Annotated in this window: 10 protein-coding genes and 2 pseudogenes; 8 read left to right on the top strand and 4 right to left on the bottom strand. The window is 72.0% G+C overall.

Going from position 1 to position 12,525, the window contains the following annotated elements; translation table 11 throughout:
* Positions 1-4: 4 nt before the first annotated feature.
* Positions 5-1,108: an aminoglycoside phosphotransferase gene (locus QQY66_RS39625; protein WP_301985215.1), complete on the bottom strand. Its 1,104-nt coding sequence runs from the start codon at positions 1,106-1,108 to the stop codon at positions 5-7.
* Positions 1,109-1,188: 80 nt separating this feature from the next.
* Here QQY66_RS39625 and mmuM point away from each other — a divergent pair, with 80 nt between their 5' ends.
* The gene (gene mmuM, locus QQY66_RS39620) at positions 1,189-2,100 is read left to right on the top strand and encodes a homocysteine S-methyltransferase (RefSeq protein WP_301985214.1); all 912 of its coding nucleotides are present in this window, start codon (positions 1,189-1,191) and stop codon (positions 2,098-2,100) included.
* A 115-nt stretch (positions 2,101-2,215) separates the two neighbouring features.
* Entirely contained in the window at positions 2,216-3,265 is a 1,050-nt protein-coding gene (locus tag QQY66_RS39615; protein WP_301985212.1) for a LacI family DNA-binding transcriptional regulator, read from the top strand.
* 4 nt (positions 3,266-3,269) lie between these two features.
* Here QQY66_RS39615 and QQY66_RS39610 read toward each other — a convergent pair whose 3' ends face one another.
* Positions 3,270-4,877 (bottom strand): carboxylesterase/lipase family protein, encoded by a 1,608-nt coding sequence (locus QQY66_RS39610; protein WP_301985211.1) that lies wholly within the window; start codon positions 4,875-4,877, stop codon positions 3,270-3,272.
* Positions 4,878-4,944: 67 nt separating this feature from the next.
* Positions 4,945-5,170: pseudogene (locus QQY66_RS39605) on the bottom strand (Tat pathway signal sequence domain protein); the annotation flags it as partial.
* Between the two features lie 335 nt (positions 5,171-5,505).
* On the opposite strand from QQY66_RS39605, the gene QQY66_RS39600 reads away from it, so the two are divergent.
* The 6 genes and pseudogenes from QQY66_RS39600 (at position 5,506) to QQY66_RS39575 (ending at position 11,699) form a co-directional block, all read left to right on the top strand.
* A complete protein-coding gene (locus QQY66_RS39600) occupies positions 5,506-6,519 on the top strand; it encodes a hydroxyacid dehydrogenase (RefSeq protein WP_301985210.1) in 1,014 nt (337 codons plus the stop codon).
* A 410-nt stretch (positions 6,520-6,929) separates the two neighbouring features.
* Positions 6,930-8,018 (top strand): LacI family DNA-binding transcriptional regulator, encoded by a 1,089-nt coding sequence (locus tag QQY66_RS39595; RefSeq protein WP_301985209.1) that lies wholly within the window; start codon positions 6,930-6,932, stop codon positions 8,016-8,018.
* 14 nt (positions 8,019-8,032) lie between these two features.
* Positions 8,033-8,659, top strand: a pseudogene (locus tag QQY66_RS50580) (hypothetical protein); the annotation flags it as partial.
* Positions 8,660-8,930: 271 nt separating this feature from the next.
* Positions 8,931-9,971 (top strand): LacI family DNA-binding transcriptional regulator, encoded by a 1,041-nt coding sequence (locus tag QQY66_RS39585; protein WP_301985208.1) that lies wholly within the window; start codon positions 8,931-8,933, stop codon positions 9,969-9,971.
* 91 nt (positions 9,972-10,062) lie between these two features.
* A complete protein-coding gene (locus QQY66_RS39580) occupies positions 10,063-11,079 on the top strand; it encodes a DUF5954 family protein (protein WP_301985207.1) in 1,017 nt (338 codons plus the stop codon).
* 209 nt (positions 11,080-11,288) lie between these two features.
* On the top strand, positions 11,289-11,699 hold the full coding sequence (locus QQY66_RS39575) for a VOC family protein (RefSeq protein WP_301985206.1): 411 nt from the start codon (positions 11,289-11,291) through the stop codon (positions 11,697-11,699).
* A 113-nt stretch (positions 11,700-11,812) separates the two neighbouring features.
* Here QQY66_RS39575 and QQY66_RS39570 read toward each other — a convergent pair whose 3' ends face one another.
* On the bottom strand, positions 11,813-12,496 hold the full coding sequence (locus QQY66_RS39570) for a helix-turn-helix transcriptional regulator (protein ID WP_301985204.1): 684 nt from the start codon (positions 12,494-12,496) through the stop codon (positions 11,813-11,815).
* Positions 12,497-12,525: the final 29 nt, after the last annotated feature.

Here is a 12,525-nt window from a genome sequence, read left to right as displayed (position 1 = left end):
GGCGTCAGCGTCCGCTCGGTGCCTCCGGGAACCCCAGCCGCGGGGCCAGTTCACGCGCCTCGGCCGCCCACCCGGCGAGGAAGGCGAGCGTCAACCCGCGTTCGCGGTAACGGAGTTCGGCGGAGACGGTGCGGCCGCCGCCGTAGTCGAGCTGCTCTTCGCCGGCCCGGGCGAGCATGAGGGCGGTGATCCAGTCGTACTTCACCGCGGACGCGCACACGCCCAGCCGCACCAGCTGCTCGTCTCCCCGCCAGCCGCTCTCGCGCAGGCCGTGCAGATAGGCCTCGTACGCGTCCGCCGCGTACCCGGGCAGCCGGGCGGCGGGGATGAACAAGTCGAAAACGGTGTCGGGAAGGTAGTTGCCGAGGTCCTCGCCGAGCGCACCGTCCCCGGCGAAGGCCCAGTCGAACAGGACGCTGTCCGGGCCGTGGGAGCGGACGTTGGCGGGCCACTGGTCAAGGTGGCTGAAGGCGCGCGGCAGGGACTCCATGACGTCCAGGAACCACTCGCGGTCGTGGTGAAGGCGGACCATGTCATGGCGAAGGCTGGCGGGGAAGTGGTCGCGGACCAGGGGCTGTTGCCAGGCCTCGTCGGCGTCGAGCAGTTCCTGGCCGAGCGTGTTGCTGCGCACATACTGCCGCAGGAAACCGCGCGTCAGCCACGGCTCGTCGTCCGGGTGGACGGCTCCCTGGGCGGCACCCAGACGGCGGGCGTGTTCGACATGCCGGGCGAGTGGCCAGGCCGTGCCCGGTTCGCCCGGCACGTCTTCCAGCCACAGCGCCACATCGCCGTCCCCACGTTCGACACGGGCCAGCAGCCGGGGCGCGCTGATCCCGTACGGCCGCCAGAGTTGCGCGAGCCCGGACTCGTAGACATGGGCCTCGCGGCGCCAGTGGTTCCAGTGCCGGGGGTCTTCCGAGGCGGCCCAGCGTCCGGTCGCCTCCTTGTTGCGGGTGAGCAGCTTCAGGACGGCCGAGCGATCCCCGGCGGTGACCCGCCAGACGCCCCCTGTGACACCGTTCTTGGGGTTGTGGACGAGAGGTTCGAAAACGGCTTCTTCAGTTCCGAGGACCTCGCGTACCTCGGCATCTCCATCCAGGACAGGCATGCGACAAGGCTAGAGCGCTCGGCGATGCACCGGTGTCTCACCTGCTGGTCCCCCGTCCCGCCTCGGCTACCGTCGTCACCATGACCAGCACCGTCAGCCTCGCCGAAGCCCTCGCCGCCGGAACCGTCGTCCTCGACGGCGGACTGTCCAACCAGCTCGAGTCCGCCGGGCACGATCTGAGCGACGAGCTGTGGTCGGCGCGACTGCTGGCCGAGCGGCCCGAGGCGATCATCGAGGCGCACCTCGCCTACTTCGAGGCGGGCGCGAACGTGGCGATCACCTCCAGCTATCAGGCCACCTTCGAGGGCTTCGGCAAGCGCGGGATCGGCCGGAAGCGGGCGGCCGAGCTGCTCGCGCTCAGTGTGGAGCTGGCCCGGGAGGCCGCTCGGCGAGCACGGACGGACCGGCCGCTGTGGGTGGCCGCGTCGGCGGGACCGTACGGGGCGATGCTCGCCGACGGCTCCGAATACCGGGGACGGTACGGGCTGAGCGTTGACGCGCTGGAGCGTTTCCATGGTCCACGGCTGGAGGTGCTGGCCGGCGCCCGGCCCGACGTACTGGCGCTGGAAACGGTTCCCGACGCCGACGAGGCGACCGCGCTGCTACGGGCGGTGCGGGGACTCGGCGTCCCGGCCTGGCTGTCGTACACGGTCGACGGGGATCGCACGCGTGCCGGTCAGCCGCTGGAGGAGGCGTTCGCGCCGGCCGCCGACGCGGACGAGGTGATCGCGGTCGGGGTGAACTGCTGCGCGCCCGAGGACGTCGACGGCGCAATCCGGATCGCGGCCCGGGTGACCGGTAAACCGGTCGTCGTCTACCCCAACAGCGGCGAGGCCTGGGACGCCGAGGCCCGTACCTGGACCGGCCGCTCCAGCTTCGCGCCCGAGCAGGTGCGGGGCTGGCAGGAAGCGGGGGCGCGGCTGATCGGCGGGTGCTGCCGGGTGGGGCCGGAGGCGATCACGTCGATCACGCGGACGCTGACGCCCGCGTAAGCAGCGCGAGATCCCGTCCTCCGCCCCTCGTGCCTGCTGCTCCCCACTGCTAGCCTCCGCGTCGGGAACCGGTTTCCACCGTGTTGCCGCTGCTGAACAACGGGGTGGGCGGAACATGACGCGGAAGAGCGCAGACGCGAGCCGTAGCACCATCCGGGACGTGGCGGCGCGCGCGGGTGTGTCCGCGTCGACGGTGTCGCGCGTGCTGGGCGGGGTGTATCCGGTGAGCTCGGCGACCCGGACACGGGTGATGCGGGCGGTGCGTGAGCTGGACTACGTCGCCGACGCGCGCGCCAAGGCGGTCGCGGGGGTCGGCACGCCCACGCTGGCGTTCGTGCTGGAGGACATCACCGGACCGTCGTTCGCGCACATGGCGCACGGCGTGGAACGGGAGGCGACCCGGCTCGGGCATCTGTGCGTGGTGTGCAGCACGGAGGGCGACGTCCGGCACGAGCTGGAGTTCGTCGAGATGATGCGTGCCCAGCGAGCCGCCGCCGTGATCCTGGTCGGCGGCTCCGCCGACACCTCCGAGTACCGCGAGCGCACGCGCCGGATGGCCGACCAGCTGGCGTCGGCGGGCTCCCGGCTGGTCCTGTGCGGCCGCCCGCCGCTGGGGCCGGGCGCACCGGTGACCGTCATCGAGTACGACAACGAGGGCGGCGCCTACGCCCTGGTCGCCCATGTCCTGTCCCAAGGCCACCACCGGGTGCTGTTCCTCGGCGGCAAGCCCGACCACACCACCGCGCAGGGCCGTGAACGCGGTTACCTCGCCGCACACCGCGCCCGCGGCCTGGAACCCGACCCGGCGCTGCTCCTCCACGGCGACTTCACCCGCGACGCCGGCCACCGTCTGATCCGCGAAGCGCTCAAGCGGGGGCTGGAGTTCACGGCCGTGGTGGCGGCCACCGACATGGTCGCCGCGGGCGCGCTCACCGCTCTGCACGAGGCGGGCCTGAACGTTCCCGGCGATGTTTCGCTGGCCGGCTACGACGACATTCCCTTCGCCCGCGACCTCCACCCGGCCCTGACGACGGTCCACGTCCCCTACGAGGAGCTGGGCCGTCTCGCCGTCCGTACGGCACTGGGCCGCACCCCGGAAACCCCGGACGAGCACCTGCTGCTGGGCACGCATGTCGTAGTACGGGACTCCGTGGCGGCGAAGTAGCCGTTCAGGAACGCCGAACCGACCCCGGCAGCCGCAACCGTCGTACGACCGACCGCAGTTCCGCCCCGCGCGCGACCGCACCATCCGCAGGCGCCGATTCCGGGACCGCTTCCCGAGCCCTCGCGTCGGCCGCCCACAGGGCGAGTTCCGCGTCGCGCGGGCCGAACGCGATCTCCGGTTCGCCGTCGCCGAACACGCGGACCGGATGGGTGCCGTCCCAGTGCCGCCAACCCGGGTCGCCATGGGTCGCGAACCGTACCCACGCCGAGTGCATCGCGTCCGCCAGCTCCTGCGGGGCACCCTCGCCGGCCAGTTTCCGCGACTCGGGGACGTCGCCGGTGTCGAAGACGAAGCCGAGCTCCAGGGCGTGGCAGGAGCCGAGGTCGGGGAGGCTGGAGGGCCAGGTGAACTCGTAGACGTACGACGACTGCGGGCGGGCGTCGGCCAGGCGGTGCAGCGGCAGGCGCAACAGGTGGTCGGTGACCAGCTGGCCGACGATCTCGGCGGTGCCCGCGTCCGGGCGCAGGGCGCGGTAGCCGCGCGGCACCTCGTGTCCACAGCGGCAGCGGGCCATGGCGCCCGCCAAGGCGACCGGCCCGAGCCGGTCGACGCGCTCCAGGAGACCGCCGGGCACCAGCCACAGCCGGTACTCGTCTCGCGTCCAGCCCATCATCAGGTCGACCTCCCGCGCCGCGTCGCCCTCGACCAGGGCCTCCAAGGGGTTGCACGGGACGACATCGCCGTCGACCACGATCCCGAAGGCGGGCCCGCCGAGGACCGGGCTGCTGAGCCTGCCCACGTCGGCCTGGGTGCGCAGGAGGAGATCCCGGTCGACGTCGGCGAAGGCCGCGGCGGTGGCGGGGATCTTCAGCCGGGTGGCCATACGGCGCACCATCCGCCGTACCTTGTCCCGCTCGGCGGCCTCCGGCGGCCCGCTCTGCAGCACCGCACGCCGGATGAGGCCCTGGGCCTGCGGGGCGGCCAGCAGTGCGCCGGTGCTGATCGCGCCGGCCGACTGGCCGAACAGGGTGACCTGCGCGGGGTCGCCGCCGAAGGCCTCGATCGAGGCCCGCACCCATTCCAGCGCGGCGAGCTGGTCGCGCAGGCCGGGGTTGGCGGGGACGTCCGGAAACAGTCCGTAACCCTCTACTCCCAGTCGGTAGTTGACCGAGACGAACACGACGCCGTCGCGGGCGAAACGGCTTCCGTCGTAAACGGGTACCGCGGAGGATCCGCGGGTCAGGGCGCCGCCGTGCAGCCACACCATGACCGGGAGCCGGGCGCCCGGGCCGGGTTCGGGCGTCCAGACATTGAGGTTGAGACAGTCGTCGCCGGGGACGACCGGGTCGGACAGGTACTGCGCGAAGGCCTCGGAGTACGGCGGTTTCGGCGGGGTCGGGCCGAAGGCACCCGCGTCCCGCACCCCGTCCCAGGGTTCCGGCCGCTCGGGCGGCCGGAACCTGCGGGGGCCGAACGGGGGCGCCGCATACGGGATGCCCCGGAACACCGCGACGCCGTGCTCGTACCGGCCGCGCACGGCCCCGTACGGCGTCCTGATCACCGGACGTTCCGCCGGCTGCTCCGTCACCTGCCCTGCCCGGTCTGCCGTCATGCGCCCACCTGCTTCTCGCCGCACTTCGTTGCGCCCTGCACATGTCAGAGCACCACATCACGAACGACTATTCCGGTGAGCGAGGTGGCCTGGAGGGCTGTTCGGCGTACGCCAGCGTGCCGAAGCCGAGCTGGTCGTAGCCTCCGCCGGTGGGGCCGTAGTCGCCGCCACCCCCCTCCGGGTGGGACCGAGTGGGCGATGCGCTGCAGGTAGGGGACGGACAGGTTGCGGCGGCGCCGGTAGTGGGAGTAGTGGGAGTAGTGGGAGTCGAGCATGGCCCACACCGGGCGGACGTGGCCGCCAGGCGATCTCCGTCGTGCGTTCTGGAACCGGTTGCCACGAGGTTGCCACGAGGTGCCACGAGCGGGTTCCGCCGCAGAAACTGGAGTAACCGATTTCGGGGCTGGGCAGGGGGCGGGGCCCGGCCACGGCCGGGCGCCGATGGCCTCGCCGCGGCGGACTACCGCAGTTCTGCCGCATCATCCTGCCCGACACGCGTGTACGGCGCAGAAGCCTCCGGGGGAAACCGCACCCTCCGCTCCGTCCAACTGATTGACCCGCCATTCTCGGCAGATCTACCGTAGAAGGCGCTTTCTGAAAATGTTTCCACCAGCGTGTCAGGAGAGTCATGCCCAGCCCGCACCCGCCGAGGGCCGTGTTCGCGATGGATCCGGTGCACCTCCCCCTGCTCTTCCCTCCGCCGCTGATGGCCCGGCTGAAGCAGGCGTCCGACATCGACCCCGCCCTCGTCGTGCAGGACCTCAGCGACCCGAGGACGGCCGGCGCCCTCGCCCGGGCCGAGGTGCTGATCACCGGCTGGGGCTGCCCCCACCTGGACGCCGACGCCCTCGCGGCCGCACCCGAGCTGCGCACCGTCCTGCACGCCGCGGGCTCGGTCCGTTCGCTGATCGGCGACGCCCTGTGGAAGCACGGCGTCGCCGTCTCCAGCGCGGTGACCGGCAACGCGCTGCCGGTCGCGGAGTACACGCTCGCCATGATCCTGCTCGCCGGGAAGGACACCTTCACGCACCGAGAGCGCTTCCGCACCACGCACACCTACCCGACCGACGAGGAGACCGCCTCCACCGGCAACGTCGGCCGCCGGATCGGCGTCATCGGCGCCTCACGCGTGGGCAGACGGCTGCTGGAGTTGCTGCGGCCGTTCGACTTCACCGTGCTGCTGCACGACCCGTACGTCAGCTCCGCCGAGGCCGCCGAACTCGGGGCCGAACTGCTGTCGTTGGAGGACCTGCTGCGGCACAGCGACATCGTCAGCCTGCACGCGCCCGACATCCCCGAGACCTACCGGATGCTCGACGGCGACCGGCTCGCCCTCATCCGGGACGGCGGCGTGCTGATCAACACCTCGCGCGGCGCCCTGGTCGACCACGAGGCGCTCACCGACGAGCTGGTCTCCGGCCGGCTGCACGCCATCCTCGATGTGACGGAACCCGAGCCGCTGCCCGCCGGCTCTCCGCTGTACCGACTGCCCAACGTGTTTCTCACGCCGCACATCGCCGGGTCGCTCGGGAACGAGCTGGAGCGGCTGGGGCGGATTGTGGTGGAGGAGCTGGAACGGCTGGTCGCGGGGGGTGCGCTGGTGCATGAGGTGCGGGTGGGGGATTTGGGGCGGGTGGCTTGACGGCGGGGGGCTTGCGGGCGGCGGTGCGTTGAGGTCGAGAAGCCTTGCAGGCAGCGGTGCGTTGACGCCGAGAAGCCTTGCAGGCAGCGGTGCGTTGACGCCGAGAAGCCTTGCAGCTGGCGTGCCGAATATTTGGCTCGGTCGCCTCCGGGGGCGCTTTATGCCGGTGTCGAGAGCCCGATCGTGCTCAGCGCTTCGCGCCTCCGCGCGTTCGGGCTCTCGACACCGGCGCGCCCCCTGCGGCTCCCTCGCGGCCGGCGCGTGGGGACGGTGCGCGTTGGTGGGCCCTTGCCCGGCGTTGGCGCACGCCCGCTGGGCCGGAGTAACAATGGGATACGGTTTCCGCACCGGCGTCGGGCGTGGTCCTGGACGTGGGCGTGATGGGGCCACGACGTGAAGGAGCCTCAAGGGTGAGTCAGCGCAAGGCGTCGAACGACGTCGGTCGGGCCACCATTCGGGACGTGGCGGAGCGCGCGGGGGTCTCCGTCGCCAGCGTGTCGCGCGTCCTGTCCGGCAACTACCCGGTGTCGGAGGATCTGCGCCGCCGCGTGATGAAGGTCGTCCGGGACCTGGACTACGTCACCAATGCCCATGCCCGTTCGCTGGCCGGCGGCGGTACGCCCACGGTGGCCATCCTCATCGACAACATCACCGGTGCCGCGTTCGCCCACGTGGCCAAGGGAGTCGAGGGCGCCGCCACCCTGCGCGGCTGGCTCTCCCTGGTCGGCACGACCGGGAACGATCCCGAGCGGGAACTTGCCCTGGTCAACCTCATGCGCCAGCAGGGCGTCGCCGCGGTGGTCCTGCTCGGCGGTGCCTACGACCACGACGAGTACCAACTGCGCATGGCCCGTTTCGCCCGCTCCCTCGACGCGGCCGGCTCCCACCTCGTCCTGGTGGGCCGACCATCCCTGGAGGGCGACGTGCCGGCGACGACGGTCGACTACGACAACGAGGGCGGCGCCTACGCGATGGCGAGCCATCTGCTGTCGGCCGGCCACCGCAAGGTTCTCGTCCTGCCGGGCCACGCCGAGTTCAGCACAGCCCGGGGCCGGTTGAAGGGCGCCCAGCGCGCCTTCGAGGCGTACGGCGTGCCCTTCGACCCGGGCATGGTGCGGCACGGCCCGTACGACTACCAGCACGGGTACGGGGCCGTGGAGGAAAGCCTGCGGGAAGGGCTCGACTTCACGGCCGTGCTCGCCGGGACCGATGTGGTCGCCGCGGGCGCCATGCAGGCCCTGCGCGCGGCCGGGCTCCGGGTCCCCGAGGACGTGTCGATCGTCGGCTACGACGACATCCCGCTCGCCTCCCAGCTCACGCCCCAACTGACCACCGTGCACGTGCCGTACGAGGAGATGGGCCGCGTCGCGCTACGGGCGGTGGCCGATCGGCGCGAGGGCAGCGCGAGCCGCGGCAAGGGCGGCGACGGCGACCATCTGGTGCTGGGCACGCATGTCGTCGTACGCAACTCCGTGCGGCCGCCTGCCCGGCGCGACTGACGGAACGACGACCGGTGTGCGTCTGCCGGAGACACTGCAGGCGATCGTTGCGTGAGCGTTTTCCGAGGCGGGCTTTTGCCGGGTTGGGTCCAGGAGCCTCGAAACCGCTCTCAACGGCCGTCCCAGGCCAGGGTGAAGGCATCGGGCCCCACTGTCCCTGCAACCGCTTACTACAGCTTCCGCTTGCAGGAAGCGCCGGCCGCCGCGGGTGCGGGCAGCGAGGTCCGGGCGGGTCAGGCAGGCGTCGAACGGGACGGGCCGTCGCCGCCCGTCCGCTGCGGACGCCGGACGGCCTGCGTTGTCCTCTCGGCCGCGAGACGGCGGTCCAGCCGGTGACTTGGGACGCGAAGGGCTGGACCACCGCTGCAGACGAGCCGTTGGGCCGGCCCTGGAACTCTGCTCGTGGATACCCCGATCCGTCCTGGGCCGACACCGCCGTACGCCCCGGCTGGATCCGGATGTGCGGACGGCACGGTCCCGAATCGCGGTGGGCGCACAGCCTGCCGGCGCAGCGCATCACCGGGCACCGCGCGGAGGCCGAAGTCACGCTCGAGGCAGGCCCGTCCAGCTTCACGCAGGGCGCCGGGCCGGTGCTCCGGTACGACGCCGAGGCCTATGTCTCCCTCGACCTGACCTGGGCGGAACCGGAGGGTGAGGGGCAGCACGGCCGACAGTGGCGGGACGCGGGCCGGACGGTACCGCGTCTGGTGGAGCGGGACGATGAGGGTACCGAGCGGAAAGCCTCCGTTCGAAGTTTCGAAAGCCCAAGGCCTCGGATCCCGCCGAACTCCGGCCTCTTCCCGCCGAACTGTGGTGAACCTAGGGTAGGAAGCGCTTACTATTTCGCGCTGACTGTTTCTGCGCTGGTCGAAACTTTCAAGGCCCTCGGGCGGGCCGGAGAGGTGAATCCCGATGAGCCGTACAGGGAGTGCGAGCGTGGCGGCCGGGCCGACGCTGGCCGTCGTCGCCCGGGAGGCGGGCGTGTCCGTGCCGACCGCTTCCAAGGTCGTCAACGGCCGGGAGGACGTGGCCCCCGAGACCCGCCGCCGGGTCACCGAGGCGCTGGACCGGCTCGGCTATGTGCGCAGACCGAGGTTCGACACGGCGAGGGTGTCCGGGATGGTCGACCTCGTGCTGCACTCGCTGGAGAGTTCCTGGTCGGGTGCGGTGCTGCACGGGGTGGAGGCGGCGGCCCACGACGCCGGTCTGGAGGTGGTCGTGTCGGCCGGTCCGAACCGGACGCGCGGCGGCCGTCCGGAGCGCGGGTGGCTGGACAAGCTCACCGCACGCGGTTCGTCGGGAGTGCTGTTCAACCTGGCCGAGCTGACGCCGTCCCAGCGCGCGTGGCTGGACCAGCACCACATCCCGTATGTGCTGATCGACCCGGTCCTCGATCCACCGCCCGGCGTGGTGTCGGTGGGCGCGGCGAACTGGCACGGCGGGGTTACGGCGACCGAGCATCTGCTGTCGCTGGGCCACGAGCGCATCGCCGTGGTCGCCGGCAGCACGCACACGATGTGCAGCAGCGCGCGGATCGCCGGCTATCGCTCGGCGCTCGCGACGGCGGGGATACGGCAACGGCCCGAGTACGTCCGGCACGCCGGCTTCGACCAGGGCATGGCCCGCCGCCGCACGCTGGAACTCCTCGACCTGCCCGAGCCGCCCACCGCGGTCTTCGTGTGCTCGGACCGGATGGCCCTGGGCGTCTACGAGGCCCTGGCCGAGCGGGGACTGAGCGTGCCGTACGACCTGAGTGTCGTCGGTTTCGACGACCTGCCCGAGGCCCGCTGGACCACTCCGGCCCTCACCACGGTTCGCCAGCCGCTGTCGGAGATGGCGGCGACGGCCCTGCGGCTGCTGGTCCGCATGATGGAGGGCGACCGGCCGGAGAGCACCCGCACGGAACTGTCCACGCGGCTGGTGCAGCGGGCGAGCACGGCCCCGGTCCGGTGAGTGTGGTCCGCCCTCCTCAAGTCCGCCAACAATCACGGTTGTTGCATCGGAACGGCCCCTGCGCACCCCCGTCGACCGCGACAATGCGTGCATGACCGATGACTGGCAGCAACGTATCGATGCCCTCCAGGAGGAGTTGGTCCGCCGTGACGACCCCGCCGCCTGGGTGCGGGAGGCCGACGCGATGGAGGCCACGGTGCGGTATCCCCGCATCGCCCTGCGCGGACCGGTGTTCGGGATCGCGGCACAGGACCCGGCGGTGGGGCCCCAGTGGCGGGTGGTGAAACCGGTGGTGGACGGGATGCCGCAGGTGGCGCGGGACGGGCTGCAGTCGCATCTGTTCTTCACCGCGAAGGACGACACCGACGATCCGGCCGTACGGCGTGAACTGCTGGCGGCAGTGGAGGTGTTGGAGCGCGAGCCGGCGGACGAGGTGACGGCCTGCGGGGTGCGGTACCGGGTGGTGCGCGGGGACGAGTTCGCGCGGATGGGCGACGACGGCCTGGAGCCGCCCCGACCCACCGACCGGGAGCCGGTGGAGCGGTCGTGGGATCGGCAGACGCGCCACGCGCCCCTGGACGTGGAGTTCGTACTCGATCCTGAGCACCTGGACGGGCCGTCCGCGGGCGCGCTGACGCTGGGGCTGCAGGGCTTCGCGTACCGGGGCTCCCGCTTCCCCGCCGACGTGCGCGCGGATTCCGAGCGGGCGGTCGCCACGCATCCCGAACTCGTGCTGCTGCCCACCGGTTTCGGTGTGGTCGAACGCAGCGGCGACGGCTGGCGTCCGCGCAGCACCCTCCAGCCCACGCCGCATGACGCCCGGCGCGTGCTCTACGACGGGATGGCCGAGATCTGGGCCATGCTGTACCAGTTCGACGACACCAAGAAGGCCAGATACGCGCAGGCGGCCGAGGAGTACCGGGCGCTCGGCCACGCCGACGAGTTCGAGGTGGACGGCCAGGTCTTCCGGATCTGCCGGGTGGAGCGTCTGCTCCGCACCGGTCCCTACGGCCCGGAGACACCGCGGCCCTCGGACGTCGACGAGTACGGCCCGATGAAGATGCACCCGACGATGAACCCGCTGGACGGCAGCCTCACCCATGAGTGAGGGGCGCGGTGGTGCGATGTGCCGTCGATCGTCCGCGGCGCCATCGTGGCTGGTCGCGCCCACGCGGCGGAGCCGCAAATTGACACAGTCCCGCGCCCCTTTGGGGCGCTGCTGCACACCGCGTGGGCCGGTGACCTTCGACTGACCACGACCCTGTCCTGTCCGATTCCTTCAAGACCCACCGCCGCTGCGCCGCCTACGGTGGCCGCATGACTCCACGATTCGATGCGATCGGCCTGATCGTCGCCGACATGGCTGCCTCTGTCGCCTTCTACCGCCGAGTCGGCTTCGCCTTCCCCGAGGGGGCCGAGAACGAACCGCACGCCGAGGCCCAACTGCCCGGCGGACTGCGGCTGATGCTGGACACGGAGGAGATGGTCCGGTCCCTGGTCGCCGGGTGGCAGCCTCCGGCCGGTGGCGGCCGGCATTCGCTGGCACTGCTCTGCGACAGCCCGGGTGAGGTGGACCGGGTGTACGAGGACCTGGTCGGTGCCGGGTACCAGGGCGGACACAAGCCGTGGGACGCCGAATGGGGCCAGCGGTACGCGGTGGTGCACGACCCGGACGGACACGGGGTCGATCTGTTCGCCCCGACAAGCGGCCCTGGTGAAGTTGCCTGAGTTCGACGTGCCCCAAAGGGGCGCGGGGCTGTGTCAATTTTGCGGCTCCGCCGCGTGGGCGCGACCAGCCACGACGCACCCGCAGACAGTGCACCGGCCTTCCCGCGGAGCGCTCAGCGTCCAAGTAGCTCCGTGAGCGGTATGCCCGCCAACTCCCGTACGTCACGGGCGAGATGCGCCTGGTCGGCGAAGCCCGCCCGGGCTGCCGTCTCGGCGAGGGACAGGCCGTCGCGGGCCAGCGCCAGCGCGCGTTGCAGGCGCAGGATCCGCGCGAGCGTCTTGGGGCCGTAGCCGAAGGCGGTCAGACAGCGGCGGTGCAACTGGCGGGCGCCCAGCCCGAGTTCGTCCGCCGTGGCGGCGACCGGGCGGCCCGTGTCGAGTGACGCGACGACCCGCAGCAGCAGCGGGTCGGGCGGCTCTGTGTCGGCGGCCCGCTCCAGCGCCGCGTCCTCCAGCGCGGTCGCGGGGTCCGCGGCCGCCTCGATACGGTCGTGCAGGCGTCGTACCTCCGCGGCGGGCCACAGGTCGGTCAACTCGACGCGCCGGTCGCGCAGTTCGTGTGCGGGCACGCCGAGGAACGCGGGCGCGGTGCCGGGATGGAAGCGGACGCCCGCCCAGTGCCGCGGGCCGCCCTCGGGAACGTACGCCTGGGTGTCGGGTCCCGCGACGAGCAGCCGGCCGTCGTTCCACAGCAGGTCCATGCAGCCGTCGGGCAGCACAGGCCGGACGACAGGGTCCTCGATGGTCCGGCGCCACACGACCGCGCCCGGCAGCCTGGACGCCCGCTCGGTGTACACGTACGAAAGGCTACGACTCCGCCCGCGGC

The organism is Streptomyces sp. DG2A-72 (assembly GCF_030499575.1).
Lineage (GTDB): Bacteria > Actinomycetota > Actinomycetes > Streptomycetales > Streptomycetaceae > Streptomyces.
This window is presented reverse-complemented; position numbering and strand designations above follow the sequence as displayed.